Genomic DNA, 16,349 nt, shown 5'->3' on the forward strand with positions numbered 1-16,349 from the left:
ATACATTTTTAATCTTTGCTCTTCCATCACCATAAGGTGAGGGGTCTATTCAATCAAAAAGCCTACCACAATGAGTAGTTTCCTTCAGTTTTAGATTTACTGACCATGTATTTTACTGCTTCTATAATTTCGTTCGTAGTGCATTGATCACAGCCTCCATTTTGCGGATGATCTTTTCCATGAACAGTATTCTCAATCAATACATCTATATTTTTTGCAATCAAGGATTTCCATGCGTCTTTATCGCCAATTTTAGGCGCCCCATCTTTTCCATCATTATGACAAATCGCGCAATGCTTGTTATAAACGGTTTCGCCACTTTCAGGATATTTTTTTGCCCCACCAGACTTTAGATCTAATAATTGCGTACGCGTCAATGATTCATTGAGTATGAAATCAACCGCTGAGATAATGTCATTATCAGAACAGGTCACACAGGCACCCTTAACCGGCATAAAGTTAAATCCATCGATTGCATGACGATATAATCCAGTTAATCCGCTGCTTTTTAAGCGTTCATACCAACTTGGCGCACTTCCCAACAAAGGAGCACTCATTGCGCCGTCTTGGTGGCAAATCACACATGCGGTATAATAAACTTGCTTTCCACGATCAAGTGAAGGAGGATCATTTGAAGGCGGTAAGCCTAAAGGTTCTTCGCTCACAACTGTTTTAAGGTATGTAGCGATAGCCATTCTATCTTCGTCGGTTAGGTACATCATGCTGTTACGATTTACTTCAGCCATAGGCCCCGCTACCGGTCCTGCATTATTAATGAGCTTATCATATTTGAATACATCAGTGACCTGCTCGTGGGTTGCACTTTCCAACCCATACTTAGTAATGTTTGGTGCCCAGTAACCATCAATAAATCCACCAGTCAGGTAATATCTGTTCTTTGGCGCACCGAATGGATTTAATGGAGTGTGGCACATACTGCAATGGCCTAGACCATCTACGATATATTTGCCACGATTCCACTCGGGAGATCTGCCTTTTTCATATTGGAATTCATGTCCTTCTGGAAAGAAAAACAATAAGTTCCATCCCCAAAGTGTAAAGCGGGCACCGGGAAGGTTAAACGGGAAAGGTAATGACTTGTTAGGTAAATTAACAGGTGGTAAGCTCATAAAATAAGCATACAGAGCACGTGCATCTTCCTCGGTTATTTTAGAAAAATACACATAAGGGAATACTGGAAAATAATTTCGACCTTTGGGATCGCGGCCTTCTTTGAGTGCACGGATAAAATCTTTTTCAGTCCAATTACCAATTCCTGTTTCTTTATCAGGAGTAATATTGGGACTGTAGAATGTTCCGAAAGGCGTTGCTATAGGTAATCCACCTGCATAAGCGGGCGTACCTGCTTTAACATTGGTGTGACAGGAAATACAATCCCCCATCTTTGCCAAATATTCTCCACGTTCAATTAAAGTCTGTTGCTCGCCTGTGGCTGGAGCAGTAGGTGGATAGACAGGATAATATCCATCATGAACTTGTAATTTCTGTTGGGCAGGTACGGCATTTTCTGCATGTAATAATTGACCTGCTAGGCCAAGCACCGTCAATGTTGCAGTGACGATTAGCTTTCTTAGTAACAAAGAGCCCACGCTCCCTCCTATTTGTTCTTATTTTGTACGCTTCTCTTGCGGAGACAGAATAATCGACGCATTTTATACTCCACAATGCATAAGTTGCAATGTTATAATCGCTATCTTTGATTTTTTTTATATTGTGATTATGTTTGTTTATCTTAATGGTTTGTTTTTGGGCTTATCCTTGATAGTTGCTCTAGGGCCGCAAAACGTCTTTTTAATTAAACAAAGTGCACAAAAAAATCATGCGGCTCTTTCTGCTGTTATATGCTTTATCTGTGATTTTATTTTAATTTGCTCCAGTATTGCAGGCTTGCACGAATTGCTTCAGATTCACCCTTTTTTGCAAATATGGATGATGGTGTTAGGCACACTTTTTTTACTTTTTTATTCCGCGAAAGCATTAACCAACGCATTTTTCAAGGCATCAGAGCATGCAGAAAATGTACATCAACCACGTAACAGAGCCCAAATCATTCTCTTAGCCTTAGGCTTTAGTATACTCAACCCGCACGCTATTATTGATTCTCTGGTCATTATAGGTGGTGGCAGCAGCGGTTATCCAAATCAAGAGCATATTTTTTTGCTGGGTGTGCTCACGTCAAGCTTTATCTGGTTTAGTTCATTAACATTTACCGCACGATATTTTTCTGGTGTTTTGACAAAAACAAATGTATGGAAGGGAATTGAGTTGATTAGCGGCTTGCTTATGGCTTTTGTAGGTGTGAAACTCGGTACGGATTGTTTGAGCTTAATTTCAAAGATAATTGGGGAATCAATTTAATAGAAAGGGCCAATCGGTGTGTCGCCAATTGACCCAGTGGAATGACACATAGCAAGTCCAACCTCGCAACGCGAATATCGCATAATCATTTACCCATGTCAATCGGAAGTGCTCGGCAAAATCATTTTCCATTGTTGTTCTAACTCACTTCAGTTAAACTCAAGCTTTTTAATAAATATTGAGCAATACATGTTTTACGGCGACACAATCCAAGAAACACGACAAATGTTTTTTTCTAGTTGGGAAAAATACCAGCATCAAAAACTGCTGTCACCCCTAGAAAATGAAATTGTTCAAGTGATATTGGCTCACCCTGAATATCATAAAATACTTGAGAATCAGAATAAATTTCAGCAGCAATCTTATTTTCCCGAATCAGGGGAAGCAAATCCATTCATGCATATGGGACTTCATCTTGCCATTAGAGAGCAAATCGCTACTAACCGTCCTGTAGGGATTCACGAAATCTATAAGAATTTAATTAAAAAATACAAGGACTCATTATCTGTGGAGCATTTAATGATGGAGCAATTAGCAGAGTGCTTGTGGCTCTCACAAAAAAATAACATGCCCCCTGATGAACAGCAGTATTTGCACACATTAGCCAGTCTTTGAATTATCTTTCAGTAACAAAGAAGAAATTTGGGCTGCGCCCCATACCACGGAAAAGCCAGCAATCCCAAAACGCCATGATATTTCAGCAAAACTTGGATGCTGTCCTCCCGGCGCAGGGGGGATGACAGCGTATTGGGATCACTTTAGGCATATAGCGCGCTACACAGGAGAATACTAACCCTCCTCCATCAACAGAAAAGATGAGTTTTCATTATCTCCCCTCACATCATCTTGCTGTTCCATTTGATATTCAAGAATATCTCCTGGTTGACACTTAAGATACGCACAAATCGCTTCCAATGTCGCAAAGCGTATGGCTTTAGCCTTACCATTTTTTAAAATAGACAAATTCGCTTCAGTAATTCCTATTGCCTCTGCCAATTCCTTAAGCCTGCATTTGCGTTTTGCCATCATCACATCCAAATTAACAATAATAGACACTAGATTTCCTTAAATTGTTAATTGCGTTTCTGATTTTAGTTGATGCGCTTCCTGAATGATCCAGGAAGCAACTAAAATAATGAAAGCCGTAATTAACGTAGATAAATTCGCTGAATTTAAAGTAATACTGGCAATGCGTTCACCTGTAGGATTATTAAAGGTAAGTGCCGCAGTCATTACAGGTTGATAAAATAGCTGCACTACCTCACCCAAAATCATGTAAATGCTTACCTGTTTTATTAATTTGATATTTTCCTCTTCAAACAGGTATCCCTTCTCAAAAAGGCGAAATAGTTTGGCTAATTTATGACAGATTAAAATAGTAATAGTCAGTGGCATCCATTCGATCGCCAATATGATGGACCGATGCATCCAGGAAAAATGAGAGGGGTCTCGAATTTGTTCTGCAGAAATTAAAGAAGACCACGCTCCTATATAACACATCCAATCGAATTTAAATAAAATTAAGAAGGTTGTAGTTAGGGGAATAAGCCAACAGAGAGCACGGAATAGCAGGTACAGCAGATGACTGGTGTTTTTTATTTTTTTCATGATAAATTCCCATTGATAAATTTTTGTTAAATTATAAAAATAATTTATTGTTTGTCAATAAATATATATTGAGTAATGAATATTGCACTACTATTAATAATAAAAATATTCCACCGTGTTACTCTCTTTTATAACCATTGTGATTTGCTTGGAGTCTTCGAACGAGTTTATTTCACATATGATCTCTTTCCCGCTGGAACAAATCCCGAGAGCTTTAATTGTGTTGTACACCCTCTTTACCAAAAACCATAAGAGCAATTGGCAATTAAGGGATTCATTAACCCGGAACACATTACACAGTTAATTGAGCAGGTGTTTAACCTCAGAAAATTCAGTTAGATCGCACACTGCAAGTATGAAACTAAAATCCATAGTGACTTTACCCGATACACTAGAGATATATAGGGCTGGGTATCTTGACTAAAATCAGTTAATATGGAGCATTAAATAACAAATCCGTGTTCCCCATAATGGCTGATCAAGAAAAAGAAACTCATTTTGGTTACTCTACTGTTGCCTGGGATGAGAAAGAAAAGAAAGTAGCAGAAGTTTTTCATTCTGTAGCAAAAAACTATGATGTGATGAATGATTTGATGTCTTTAGGCGTCCACCATCTGTGGAAACGCTACACCGTAGAGCTTAGCCAAGTACGTCCGGGACAATTTGTTTTAGATTTAGCGGGAGGCAGTGGGGATTTAACCCGGTTGTTATGCAAAAAAGTCGGCAATTCAGGCCGTGTTGTTCTAGCGGATATTAATTCTGCCATGCTGAACGTGGGACGTAATCGCCTATTGGATGAAGGCTTATATAAAAACATTGATTACGTACAGGGTAATGCTCAATGTCTTCCTTTTGCTGATAATAGTTTTCATTGCATTACCATGGGATTTGGCTTAAGAAATGTGACGGATAAGGAAGAAGCGCTTCGTTCGATGTATCGTGTATGCAAGCCCGGTGGAAAATTGATGATTCTTGAGTTCTCAACGCCCACATTTCCCGGCTTAAAACCGATTTATGACTGGTATTCGTTTCATATTTTACCTAAAATAGGAGAGTTTATTGCGCAGGACAAAGCCAGTTATCAATACCTTGCTGAATCCATACGCATGCACCCGAATCAAGCCAAACTAAAAGAAATGATTGAGCATGCAGGATTTGAAGATTGTCATTATGACAATCTAAGCGGCGGCATAGTTGCCTTGCACATTGCCTATAAATATTGAGTGCATTATGTTAAAAAAATATTCTCTGAAGGCTCTCCAAATAGCCATTAACAAAGCCGCAAGACTGGATGAACACATGCCAGCTAAACTGCAAGCGCTTGATAATAAAATTCTTGAGATGATTATAAGCCCTTTGAATGTTAATTTTTTTATCCTCTTTAAAGATGGGGAAATCATCTTGCTGGACAACTATGATAAAGAAGCAGACACAATCATTCATAGCAATCCTTTAGGTTTAATCAGGCTCAGTTTATTACCTGCATCCAAGGCACGCTCCTTATTTAATGATAAGATCCGCATGACTGGTAATACCGAATTAGGGCAACAAGTAAAAAAACTGTTTGATGAAATGGACATCGATTGGGAGGGGCATCTGGCCCACTTTACTGGTGATGTGGTGGCTCATCAAATTGGTTCCTTTGTCCGAAAAGGGATGGCATTCAAAAAGAGATTGGATGATTCCATGCGTCAAAATATCTCTGAATACTTGCAAGAAGAATTGCGACTGTTTCCTACAAAATATGAACTGGAAGATTTTTTTGTTGAAGTCGATGAGCTATCTTTAAGTGTCGAGCGCTTGCAGGCTCATATTAATCAACTAATAAGCCGCTATGAAATCCATTAAAAAACTCATTCGCCTTATTCATATCAATTACATTCTAGCCAAAAATGGACTAGATAATGTAGTCGTGTCATTAAGATTGTTTGCACCTATCCGTTTCATTGTTTATTTAAATCCCTGGAACTGGTTTCGCAAAAAACAGCTAACACATGGCGAAGCGCTTCGTAAGTCATTGGAAGAGCTGGGGCCTATTTTTATTAAATTCGGTCAAGCACTTTCTACACGTCCAGATATTTTACCTCTAGATATAGCGATTGAACTCAGCAAACTACAGGATAAAGTTCCGCCATTCTCCAGTGAAAAAGCAATGGCCATTATGGAAAAGGTCTATGGTTTGTCCCCCTACGAAGTTTTTGCTGAATTTGACTCAATCCCCTTGGCATCAGCCTCTATGGCGCAAGTACATGCAGCCACCCTGAAAACAGGTGAAGAAGTCATTGTCAAAGTACTTAGACCCAATATGCGACGCATTATTGAGCAAGACTTGAGTATTATGCATACTATTGCCAAATGGGCAGATCGATATTGGCCTGAGATTAGACGTTTAAAGCCCAAGGAAATTGTAACAGAATTTGAACATACCTTGCTTGATGAGCTCGACTTGTTAAGAGAGGCGGCCAATGCCACTCAATTAAGGCGTAACTTTGAACATTCCCCCATACTGTATATTCCCGATGTATATTGGGACTATTCACACTCCAACGTCATGGTGCTTGAACGAATCCATGGCATACCTGTATCCGATATCGCCAGTTTGCAGGATCATGGAGTTGATATAAAAAAACTGGCTGAGCGCGGTGTAGAAATTTTCTTTACACAAGTATTTCGTGATTGTTTTTTTCATGCAGACATGCACCCAGGAAATATTTTTGTTTCTTATAAAAATCCCAAAGATCCGCAATATATCTGCATAGACTTTGGGATCATGGGCACATTAAACGATAATGACAAACGGTATTTAGCTGAAAACCTCTTGGCTTTTTTTAATCGCGATTACCGACGCGTCGCCGAGTTGCATGTTGAGTCCGGTTGGGTTGCCCGTGATACCCGGGTTGATGAGTTTGAAAGCAGCATTCGTACAGTATGCGAGCCTATTTTTGAACGACCTTTAAAAGACATTTCATTTGCGCAAGTGGTATTGCGTCTTTTTCAGGTTGCTCGACGCTTTCATATGGAAGTACAACCCCAATTGGTTTTATTGCAAAAAACACTGCTTGCTGTAGAAGGTTTAGGACGTCAACTCTATCCCGATTTGGATTTATGGGCCACTGCCAAACCCTTTCTCGAAAAGTGGGTGAGAGATCAAATCGGTCCCAAGGCATTCTTTACTCAATTAAAAAAGAATCTACCTTTTTTTGCAGAACAATTACCGCATATGCCCAAACTGCTCTTTGATTTTCTAGAGCTTAAAAAAGAAGAATTAATAATAAATAAAGAGCGTGCGAATGCACAGTTAGAAAATGAAAAGCCGGCAGTACACTGGAATAGCGTTGCCATTGGCGCAGGACTTTCTTTTCTTTTAGTAAGTCTGCTGGACTATTTGCATTTTATCCACCATAAACAGCTCGCTCCACTTGCTCTTACCGGAGCTATTTTGACGGGTCTGTTTGTACTTTTTAACCGTAGTGCGAGGAACTAACATGGGACTAAGCAGCATCAGCCCTCTTTCATTATTATTAATTCTAGTTATTGTAATTGCTCTTTTTGGTACTTCCAAATTGAAAACGATAGGCACAGATCTTGGTGAAGCAATTAGAAATTTCCGTAAGGCCTTGAATGAAGAACAAACCAATGAACCACCAAAAGAGGATAATAAATCCTCATGAGTGGCGGTGAGCTTCTGGTCATTTTTTGTGTCGCCCTTATTGTATTTGGACCTAAAAAACTTCCCATGCTGGCAACACATTTGGGGTTATTAATAAGAAAGCTGAACCAGCTCAAAGCCCAAGCTGCTCTACTCTGGCACCAGCAGCTTAATGCTCTGCAGTTGCAAGAAAATCAACGCAAGGCGAGGGAAGCAGATGAACAATATAAAAAAGAAGAACACACTTCTTAGTTTTACTGGTGCTTACCTTTGGGAGCTCGTCACTTTTCCTTTATCATTTTATTCCAGCGTCCCGCGAGTCGTAGGTGATAAATGTACTATTTATTGAATAATGGCATTGCTTGAAGTATTTGAATATAGAGGAAAGGTTTCTCACTGCTCAAATTTTACAATGTTTTTATTGTTCAAATCCTGCCATAACTTTTCTGCAACCGGACCTCGCGCTGGTTTTTGCAATCTTATTGCGCCCATGGTAATTAATCGTCTATCAAAATGATTTCCTTGCAAGCACTGCAGGCTGCCATCAGCTAATTCGTGGGTAATCATATGTAATGGCAACCGCCCCCAACCAAGGCCTGCCACAATGATATCTTTTTTGGCCATAACATCACTTACTGTCCAGCGGCGTGCATGCTCAACAACCCCAAATGAAAAATCAGACTGTGATGAGTCGCGCAGAATAACTTGCATGCATTCAGAAAGAGTATCCAAATCACCTAATTGTTTGCTGTAATAGTCGATGAATTCAGGAGATGCTACTGCGATTAAAAACTCAGAACGAAGCGGTATCACTTCGACTGCACTCTTGGTGAGCAAATTTTCGCTAATAATCAAGTCTGCTTGATTTCTTAATAAGCGCTCACAAGCACCACCAAGTGACTCAGTGCGAAAATGAAATTGTGTATTAGGAAAACTGTTAATCCAATGCCGTAATAGATTTTTCAAGCTTGATAAAGGAAAAAAAACATCGATAGCAATCGTAATATCGCTTTCTGCCTCTGACTGGAGCTGCTCTGCAAATTGGCTAATATTCTTCCAATGGCCAATTAAAGACTGAGCTCGATGATATAGTTTTTCTCCTTCTATAGTTAATTCAGGTCGATAGTGGCTGCGATCAAACAATACCAAATTGAGTTGCTCCTCCAGTTTTTTTATCGAGGAAGTGATTGCAGGCTGGGTTTTAAATAAAACTCGCGTTGCCGCGTTAAACCCACCGCATTCAACTACAACAACAAAAACTCGCAGGGCATCAAAATCAATATCCATTAATTTATATTATATAGTTTATTAAAACTTAATATTATCAATTTATAAAGATTTTACCTAATCTGTTTACTCCAATGGATGGTAAAACGATGTCCAGGGCAGCGAAGCATACCCGAGATCAAATAGAAATAATTTCTACAGCCTTGGTTATGCTCGCTGAATTGGGCTACGTACTTTATCTGTCTCTTGAACACGTATATGCCTACGTCCCCGCGGCTTGTCGGCGGGGCGCAGGAATAGAGTTACTTTACCCAGGAAAACAATTTGGAGGCAAAGTATGTCAGTGACGATAACTCAGAAAACAACAATTGCATTGTTAAAGTTATTGCTCAATCAAAGGCGAGTTAGTGAATTAACCGAAAAACAGTGTTCTGGAGTTTTATGTCCTGAATGCACTCGTCATCCGCGGAATAAAATTCAACAAGCAGTTACTGAACAAAGAATACTTACTTTAATTCTTCCTGCCTTCCCGGCAAAATCAGCCAACAGGCAGAAAACCCTGTCAGAAAAACCCGATCGAGGTGAAATTATTGGCTTAAGCAATCTGAATCAACTCTGTCAAAGCATGCAAGAAGCTTATCCAGTAGGAGTAAAGTTAATTATTTGTTCTGATGGTCGTGTTTTTAATGATTTGGTTTTGGTGAATGATCTGCATGTGGATGTGTACCAAAAAGGAATCCAAAACATCATTAAGGATTATCAACTAAACCATTTATCGACTTTTTCACTTGATGATGTATATCCCTGTCATAACTATCAAATCATGCGTGAATCATTAATGATCGAGTTTGGACAATCTTTAGGCGAATTAAAAAAACACATGGCAACCGCACAGAGTGCACGTTATCAATTTAATGGCATTCATCGTTTTATTGTTGAAGATCAACTTGCTTTGAAGCCAGGACAAACGAAAAACAAAATACGCCAGGAAGCCAAGCAGATTGCTTATGAGGTAATCCGCCGCTCGAATGCATGGTCAAAATTGCTCGCACATTATTTTCCCCAATCTGTACGTTTGTCGATTCACCCACAACCTTGCGGCTCAGAAAAAGTGGGAATTCACTTTCTTCCCGTATCAAATTGCTGGAGCACTCCCTGGCATAGTGTTTTACTTAAAAATGCGCAAGGATGGCAACTAGTAAAAAAAGAAGAAGCGGAGCGGCTGGGAGCTCGATTAAATGACGATCATTATGTGTTGGAGGCATGCTAATGAATAACTCAAAATTATTTTCCCCATATCTGATCCAAGCAAATACAAATAAAAATTTGACTGTCCTCCCGTTAAAAAAACTCCTAGCCCAGGTAACTCATCATAAAATTGTCCTTTTACGTGGCTTCAAATCTCTTGAGCGTGATACGTTACTTAATTATTGCCAAAACCAAGCACAATTACTTTCTTGGGATTTTGGTCCGGTAATGGAAATGAAAGTAGATAAACAGTCCAAAAACTATTTATTTACTGAGAGTGATGTTCCCTTGCACTGGGACGGAGCTTTTCATCAAGAGCCTCGTTTTTTACTCTTTAATTGTCTGCAAGCACCTAAGGTTGGAAGCGGTGGCGAAACCATATTTGTAAACACGGAGACGGTTTGGAAGACTGCAAGCGAATTACAAAAAAATGAATGGCGACACTATTCTCTCTCATTTCATACCGAGAAACTAGCACATTATGGGGGTTCCATTACGCGTAATTTAATCAATATTCATCCCGATACGAAGCAGGTAATTTTACGCTTTGCTGAACCGGTAGGGGAAGATTATTTAAATCCCGTACACGTCAAAATAATTGGTAAAAGTGAGGATGAGTCACATGTTATTTTATCCTCTTTAAGCCAGAGCATGCGCAGACTCCAACACCTCTACCAGCACGAATGGCAAGAAGGTGATTTTTTACTCGCAGATAATTTCTCTCTCTTACATGGGCGCAATTCATTTCACCGCCATAGTCCAAGACATTTAAGAAGGATCCAAATATTATGAAATCCTATACGTTAATGCAGCTCAAGCAAACGACAACGCCAGAGCAATTCAGTCATCATTTACGGGAAATGGGGGAGCTATTCTGGTGGGATCCGGGGAAATTTTTTGTTATTACCTCTTATCAACTAGCCAAACAAGTACTCACAAGCGAAGATTTCAGTTGTGATCGCTCGCCTTTTTTTATCTCCCGTATGCCCGAAATGAATTTGTCATTAATTACTAATTTTTTCAAAGTCGTCAGTCAAATGATGGTCATGAGTGATGCGCCAGAACACACGGCTCGCAGACGGATTTGTTATCATGGATTAAGCACCCATTGCCTCCAACAATTAATACCATTGATTCAGCGGACCATAGCAAATTGTCTGGCTGAATTTACTGAAAACCAACCTTTTGACTTTGTAAGCCAACTCGCACAAAACATTCCCTCGGTAACGCTTGCAGAATTGTTTGCAATTCCCGATAGTGAACGTAATGATTTTTATCATTGGTCCAATAACATGACCCAGTTCTTTGGCGGCTCTACTAGTTATAAAGATGAAGATGGCATCAAGGTAAATCATAGCGCCCAACAATTATATAATTACTTTTCTGATCTCATGGGTCACCGCCGGCTTAAGCCAGGAACAGATTTTTTAAGTATCTTATTGGAACATCAAGCTCATTTTGGATTAACTGATGATGAAATCATTTCCCAGGCCATTATGATGCTGGTTGCCGGTCAGGTAACAACAACGGATCAACTATGTAATAATTTATTTGTTTTGCTCAATGAACCAGGACTCTGGAAGCAGATAAGAAATAACATTGATGCTCTTGATGCTTATATTGAAGAATGCAACCGTCTTGATCCGGCAGTAACTTTCATTTTTCGGGTAACTAAAAATGAAACTATGCTTGGTGATCAGCTGATTAAAAAAGGAAAGGTAATTTTCATATCAACACATGCAATTAATCGTGACCCACACTATTTTAATCATCCGGACACTATAACGCTCGAGAAAAAGCAAACACAGCATTTCAGTTATGGTTACGGAAGTCATTTTTGTCTTGGGGCAAAATTGGCGCGTGTTGAAATGCACCACATTTTTAAATCCCTGTTGACGCAGTTCCCTTCTTTACGTCTTGATGCGAGCAACCCTGCGCAAAGAAAACATCACAGTTTGTCTTTTTCAGGATTTGAACATATGTATTTAAGGACTCATTAAGATGCTTGTAATAGTCTGTTTGAAGACGCGCCCGGACTGCTATTAAGTTTTTGCTTCCATCCCGCGGCCTATCTGCGTGATGTAGGCATTTAGTTCCCATTATAATCCAGTTGCTCACGTTTCCTTTCTTGGGGCATGGTCATGAAAAACTAGAATAAAGTCTCTATTCTTTTGCAGCCAATTGCTGCAATGGTTCGCCTGATAAGCGAAATTGCAATAAATCCGTACGTGGATGCGCCCCTATAAGTTCGAAGAATTCAATGGTTTTTTTATCCCAGGTAAACGCATGTCCTTCCAATCGACAACATTCTTTTTCAATCGCCACACGCGCAAGATAAGTTAACAAGCCCGTACCCAAGCCAAAACTACGATAGGGTTCATCTACAAAGAGATCCTCAATATACAAAATAGGAGCTGCTTCAGAGGCAGAGTAAGAGAAAAAGTATAAAGCGTAACCCGCTGGTTTTTTCTTATATTCAGCTAATAAAACATAAAAATATTTATTTCGACCAAAGCCATGAGATTCAATTTTTTCCAAAGTTAAATGAATCTCCTCAGGTTTTTTTCTTTCAATCTCAGCCAATTTCTTTATTAAACCCAGAATTTCTGCTTTATCTTTTTTCTTAGCAATTCGAAAAGTAAATTCCATATACCCCCCTTAACAACTTAAAATCTTACCCAAAGCGATTTACAGGTTGATGACAATAAGGAGGTTTATGATGTTTGGCATAATAATCCTGATGGTATTCTTCTGCGGGCCAAAATGTTTGTGCTGGCAAAAGGCGAGTCGCGACTTGGTAGCCTCTTTTTTGCAGCATTTGGATTAAGGTTTCTGCTTCATCCAATTGCTCCTGATTATAATAAAACACCGCACTCTTATACTGCTCACCTAAATCTGGACCTTGTCCCGATTTTTGTGTGGGATCATGGATTTCAAAAAAACGTTTCAGTACTTGGTGGTAGTCCGTCTTAGCTTTATCATAAATAACGCGTACTGCTTCATAATGTCCGGTATTGCCCTGACACACCTGGTCATAGCTGGGTTCTGAAGTAACACCACCTGTATAACCCACTTCTACACGAAGAACTCCAGAGATTTGCTTTAAAAAATGGTCAACCCCCCAAAAACATCCTCCAGCGATTATTGCTTCTTCAGTATCCAATACCTGACTTTCTGCAACAAAATCAATGGAGGCGGAGTTGACGCAATGACGTAAATTCTTTTGGGTAAAACACTCACCTGTGAAAACATGACCTAAATGAGCATCACAGCGTGAACAGAGGATTTCTGTACGTTGGCCATCACGATCTGGGAGCTGTTTCACTGCATGAACGATGTTATCATCAAAACTCGGCCAGCCGCACCCTGAGCTGAATTGGCTTGACCCGCGAAATAAGGCCAAACCACAACGTCTGCATAAATAAGTCCCTTGCGTTATGACAGAATTGTATGCTCCAGTATGAGGATACTCTGTGGCTTTATCACAAATGATCCTTTTTGCTAAAGGGGTTAAACTGGCAGTTTTATCAAGATAATCATCCATAATTTTTACCTATGTTGTGCTTGGCAAATTTTATCTGCTAAATAACCTATAGCTCCTGCATAGTAGATGGAGTTATTGTAATGCAAAATCATCTTATAGTTCGGGAAGGCCAAGAAGGTTGGTCCGCCTAATGGTTGAACAATACTCGCTTGCAGATTTTGGAAGGGTAATAGCTCGCCCTCTTCAGTGCGTACACCCATTGCATTCCATTCACTCACAGGTTTTATAATGTTTTTTCCTTGCATAGCCATATCAAATTTATGGGGTAATTTGACTTGGATTGCCCAGGGCTCGCCTGTTTGCCATCCATTTTGCTTCATATAATTTGCAATTGAAGCAAAGACATCTGGTTTACTTCTCCAAATATCCTTTCGCCCATCGCCATCATAATCCACAGCATATTTCACCCAGCTTGAAGGCAAAAATTGCGGTTGGCCTGAGGCGCCAGCCCACTCACCTTTGAAATCAGAAAGACTCACATGGCCCTCATTCAGGATATGTAAGGCAATAAATAATTCTTTACGGAAAAAATCCTTGCGTTTGGAGTCATACGCTAAGGTGGCTAGAGCTTTCACGACAGGGAAGTTACCCATATATGTGCCATAACTGGTTTCCATTCCCCAGAATGAAACGATGAAGCAAGGATTTACTCCGTATTGCTTTGCTACAGCTTCTAATACGGCCTGATTCTTTTTGAATTCCTTGCGTCCTATAGCAATCCTATAATTATCAACACGTGTATTGCGGTATTTAATAAATGTGAGGCGATGTTCTGGTTGAGAACGTAAAAATCCTTTAATTTGATGACTTGGCGCATGGATTCCTGCAAATGCCTCATCAAAAATTTCTGGTGATATTCCTTGTTGCAATGCTTCTGCCCTAATTCCAGCGACCCAAGTACTCCAATTCTGTTGTGCGAAGGCAACATGATGTACCAGAACGTATGCGATTATCGCAAGTCCCCATTTTTTCATAGCCTTTCCCCCTGATTTTCTATTACCTGATTGCCATCTCAATATTTAAAGATAGACCATTTATCATAAAACAAGTAGTCCGGGCTCCAACCCCACGGCCGTCAAGCAAAGAGTGTTTCATGTTCCATTTGACTCAATTCGCAAGTAATTCTGTCACCCCGAAGGTAACAGCATTCTGCTTGACTTGATGGAATAGGTCACAATCCCAGACTACCAGCACAGAAAAGATTATACAGTGAGTATTAAAGCGCTTCCATAAATGCTGTTAAATCTGCCTTTTCTTCTTGAGTTAACTGTAATTGCAATACTAAATTAAAAAACTCTACAGTATCAGCCAAAGTTAACAAACGACCATCATGCAAGTAAGGCGGGGAATCTTTAATTCCTCTCAAAGGAAATGTTTTTATAGCGCCATCACCAACTGCTTTCATACCATTAATCATTTGTGGTTGATAGAAACGTTCGGTTTGTAAATTATGCATGGTGTTGTCAGTATAGTAAGGAGGAGCATGACAAGTAGAGCATTTTGCCTTGCCAAAAAACAACTCCTGTCCACGTAACTCTGCTGGACTCGCTTTTACTGGATCCAACTTGCCTTCCCAGGTCAATTTAGGTGCAGGAGGAAAATCAAGAATTGACTGAAACTCAGACATGAAGTGAACTTGGCTGCCACGTTCTAAAATATTAACGCCTTTTTTGGTCGCAATTACTGGATCACCATCAAAATAAGCTGCTCTTTGTTCAAATTCTGTAAAATCCTCCACAGTTTTCAATGCACGTTGAGACCCAAATAATCTTTGTATATTTAGTCCACGCAATGTTGGCGTATTGATCCGGTGGCGAAACTCCTGAGGTCTAATATCACCAACCAAATGGGTTGCTTTGTTTGTATGACCATTCGCATGACAATCAAAGCAAGCAACTCCACGGCTTGGCCTTACAGTACGCCGGTCTTCAGTTTGGTTAAATTGTTGTTGTGGAAATGGAGTGACCAACAAACGTAAACCCTCCAGTTGTTTGGGATTCAATAGACCGTTAAATAATTCATAATAATTTTCAATGGTTACCAATTTACCTTGAGATACATCCCCAAGATCAGGCCTGGTGACTAAAAAAATCGGTGCAGGATGGGGTGGTAAAAAATGATCGGGAATATCAAAGTCTAAATCAAATCGAGTCAAGTCCCTGTCTTCTTGTTTTTTAATTTCATTAATAGAAAACTTGGGAAATAACATACCCCCTTCAGGATGATTAGGATGGGGTAATGGTAAGAAGCCTTTCGGAAATAGACCTTTGTTCTTAATCTCCTCAGGAGTCATTTTTGCAAGCTGATCCCATGTTAGTCCCTCAGACAACTTGACTCGAACACCTTCTTGCACAGGCTTTCCATTAGACATCTTTGCTGTTTGAGAAGGCTTATTACTCAAATCATAACGCTGTTTTAATAGCTCTTGCTGCCGTTCATTAATCGCTTGTTTTTCACTACTCATACGCTGCAAAATGCTTGCAAAAGTCTCATGAAGCACCACCGGTAAATAACTTGTAGGTACTGATGCGCTAGAAGAAGACGAATTAGAAGGATTAGTGGGTGACGGCGCTGTATCAGCGGCAAAAGCAAAAGAACAAATGCCTGATGTTAAGAGCATCACTCCTAAAGATTTTTTTAACATACGTAAATCCATTTATATGAAAAGAATTTTTTCATCATAAAATACTTATA

At 39.7% G+C, this 16,349-nt stretch carries 19 protein-coding genes; 11 read left to right on the forward strand and 8 right to left on the reverse strand.

Going from position 1 to position 16,349, the window contains the following annotated elements; all coding sequences use genetic code 11:
• Nucleotides 1-62: 62 nt before the first annotated feature.
• A complete protein-coding gene (locus Lpar_RS03455; protein ID WP_058516603.1) occupies nt 63-1,610 on the reverse strand; it encodes a c-type cytochrome in 1,548 nt (515 codons plus the stop codon).
• A 130-nt stretch (nt 1,611-1,740) separates the two neighbouring features.
• Here Lpar_RS03455 and Lpar_RS03460 point away from each other — a divergent pair, with 130 nt between their 5' ends.
• Both Lpar_RS03460 and Lpar_RS03465 read left to right on the forward strand, forming a co-directional pair.
• Nucleotides 1,741-2,379, forward strand: coding sequence for a LysE/ArgO family amino acid transporter (locus tag Lpar_RS03460; RefSeq protein ID WP_058516604.1), 639 nt, complete (start codon nt 1,741-1,743; stop codon nt 2,377-2,379).
• A 189-nt stretch (nt 2,380-2,568) separates the two neighbouring features.
• Nucleotides 2,569-2,994 carry a DUF1841 family protein gene (locus tag Lpar_RS03465; protein WP_058516605.1) on the forward strand — a complete coding sequence of 142 codons (426 nt, stop codon included), beginning with the start codon at nt 2,569-2,571 and terminating at the stop codon, nt 2,992-2,994.
• Between the two features lie 174 nt (nt 2,995-3,168).
• Here the strand turns inward: Lpar_RS03465 and Lpar_RS03470 are convergent, their stop codons facing one another.
• The gene (locus Lpar_RS03470) at nt 3,169-3,435 is read right to left on the reverse strand and encodes a helix-turn-helix domain-containing protein (RefSeq protein WP_058516606.1); all 267 of its coding nucleotides are present in this window, start codon (nt 3,433-3,435) and stop codon (nt 3,169-3,171) included.
• Between the two features lie 9 nt (nt 3,436-3,444).
• Entirely contained in the window at nt 3,445-3,987 is a 543-nt protein-coding gene (locus Lpar_RS03475) for a DUF2975 domain-containing protein (protein WP_058516607.1), read from the reverse strand.
• A gap of 470 nt (nt 3,988-4,457) precedes the next feature.
• Between Lpar_RS03475 and ubiE the strand changes: the two genes are divergently transcribed.
• The 5 genes from ubiE to Lpar_RS03500 are packed head-to-tail and all read left to right on the forward strand — an operon-like array spanning nt 4,458 to nt 7,888.
• Nucleotides 4,458-5,210 carry a bifunctional demethylmenaquinone methyltransferase/2-methoxy-6-polyprenyl-1,4-benzoquinol methylase UbiE gene (gene ubiE / locus Lpar_RS03480; protein ID WP_058516608.1) on the forward strand — a complete coding sequence of 251 codons (753 nt, stop codon included), beginning with the start codon at nt 4,458-4,460 and terminating at the stop codon, nt 5,208-5,210.
• Between the two features lie 7 nt (nt 5,211-5,217).
• On the forward strand, nt 5,218-5,835 hold the full coding sequence (locus Lpar_RS03485; RefSeq protein ID WP_058516609.1) for a ubiquinone biosynthesis accessory factor UbiJ: 618 nt from the start codon (nt 5,218-5,220) through the stop codon (nt 5,833-5,835).
• Nucleotides 5,822-7,471: a ubiquinone biosynthesis regulatory protein kinase UbiB gene (ubiB, locus tag Lpar_RS03490; protein ID WP_058516610.1), complete on the forward strand. Its 1,650-nt coding sequence runs from the start codon at nt 5,822-5,824 to the stop codon at nt 7,469-7,471. The genes Lpar_RS03485 and ubiB overlap by 14 nt, the downstream gene beginning before the upstream one ends.
• 1 nt (nt 7,472) lies before the next feature.
• Entirely contained in the window at nt 7,473-7,658 is a 186-nt protein-coding gene (tatA, locus tag Lpar_RS03495) for a twin-arginine translocase TatA/TatE family subunit (RefSeq protein WP_058516611.1), read from the forward strand.
• Entirely contained in the window at nt 7,655-7,888 is a 234-nt protein-coding gene (locus Lpar_RS03500) for a Sec-independent protein translocase subunit TatA/TatB (RefSeq protein ID WP_058516612.1), read from the forward strand. The genes tatA and Lpar_RS03500 overlap by 4 nt, the downstream gene beginning before the upstream one ends.
• 141 nt (nt 7,889-8,029) lie before the next feature.
• On the opposite strand, the gene Lpar_RS03505 is transcribed toward Lpar_RS03500, so the two are convergent.
• Nucleotides 8,030-8,923: a LysR family transcriptional regulator gene (locus Lpar_RS03505; RefSeq protein ID WP_058516613.1), complete on the reverse strand. Its 894-nt coding sequence runs from the start codon at nt 8,921-8,923 to the stop codon at nt 8,030-8,032.
• A gap of 89 nt (nt 8,924-9,012) precedes the next feature.
• Here Lpar_RS03505 and Lpar_RS03510 point away from each other — a divergent pair, with 89 nt between their 5' ends.
• The 4 genes from Lpar_RS03510 to Lpar_RS03525 are packed head-to-tail and all read left to right on the forward strand — an operon-like array spanning nt 9,013 to nt 12,111.
• A complete protein-coding gene (locus tag Lpar_RS03510; RefSeq protein ID WP_058516614.1) occupies nt 9,013-9,210 on the forward strand; it encodes a hypothetical protein in 198 nt (65 codons plus the stop codon).
• Nucleotides 9,201-10,133 (forward strand): isocyanide synthase family protein, encoded by a 933-nt coding sequence (locus tag Lpar_RS03515; protein WP_058516615.1) that lies wholly within the window; start codon nt 9,201-9,203, stop codon nt 10,131-10,133. Before Lpar_RS03510 ends, Lpar_RS03515 begins: the two co-directional genes overlap by 10 nt.
• Complete coding sequence (locus tag Lpar_RS03520) at nt 10,133-10,903, forward strand: TauD/TfdA dioxygenase family protein (protein WP_058516616.1); 771 nt, start codon at nt 10,133-10,135, stop codon at nt 10,901-10,903. The genes Lpar_RS03515 and Lpar_RS03520 overlap by 1 nt, the downstream gene beginning before the upstream one ends.
• Nucleotides 10,900-12,111, forward strand: coding sequence for a cytochrome P450 (locus tag Lpar_RS03525; protein WP_058516617.1), 1,212 nt, complete (start codon nt 10,900-10,902; stop codon nt 12,109-12,111). Before Lpar_RS03520 ends, Lpar_RS03525 begins: the two co-directional genes overlap by 4 nt.
• A gap of 163 nt (nt 12,112-12,274) precedes the next feature.
• Here the strand turns inward: Lpar_RS03525 and Lpar_RS03530 are convergent, their stop codons facing one another.
• The 4 genes from Lpar_RS03530 to Lpar_RS03545 all read right to left on the reverse strand — a co-directional run bounded on the left by Lpar_RS03530 (nt 12,275) and on the right by Lpar_RS03545 (nt 16,299).
• A complete protein-coding gene (locus Lpar_RS03530) occupies nt 12,275-12,760 on the reverse strand; it encodes a GNAT family N-acetyltransferase (RefSeq protein WP_058516618.1) in 486 nt (161 codons plus the stop codon).
• Between the two features lie 25 nt (nt 12,761-12,785).
• Nucleotides 12,786-13,655 (reverse strand): bifunctional methionine sulfoxide reductase B/A protein, encoded by an 870-nt coding sequence (locus tag Lpar_RS03535; RefSeq protein WP_058516619.1) that lies wholly within the window; start codon nt 13,653-13,655, stop codon nt 12,786-12,788.
• 5 nt (nt 13,656-13,660) lie between these two features.
• Complete coding sequence (locus Lpar_RS03540; protein WP_058516620.1) at nt 13,661-14,629, reverse strand: lytic murein transglycosylase; 969 nt, start codon at nt 14,627-14,629, stop codon at nt 13,661-13,663.
• Nucleotides 14,630-14,871: 242 nt separating this feature from the next.
• Nucleotides 14,872-16,299 carry a hypothetical protein gene (locus Lpar_RS03545; protein WP_058516621.1) on the reverse strand — a complete coding sequence of 476 codons (1,428 nt, stop codon included), beginning with the start codon at nt 16,297-16,299 and terminating at the stop codon, nt 14,872-14,874.
• Nucleotides 16,300-16,349 lie beyond the last annotated feature (50 nt).

Source organism: Legionella parisiensis (assembly GCF_001467945.1).
Taxonomy (GTDB): Bacteria; Pseudomonadota; Gammaproteobacteria; order Legionellales; family Legionellaceae; genus Legionella; species Legionella parisiensis.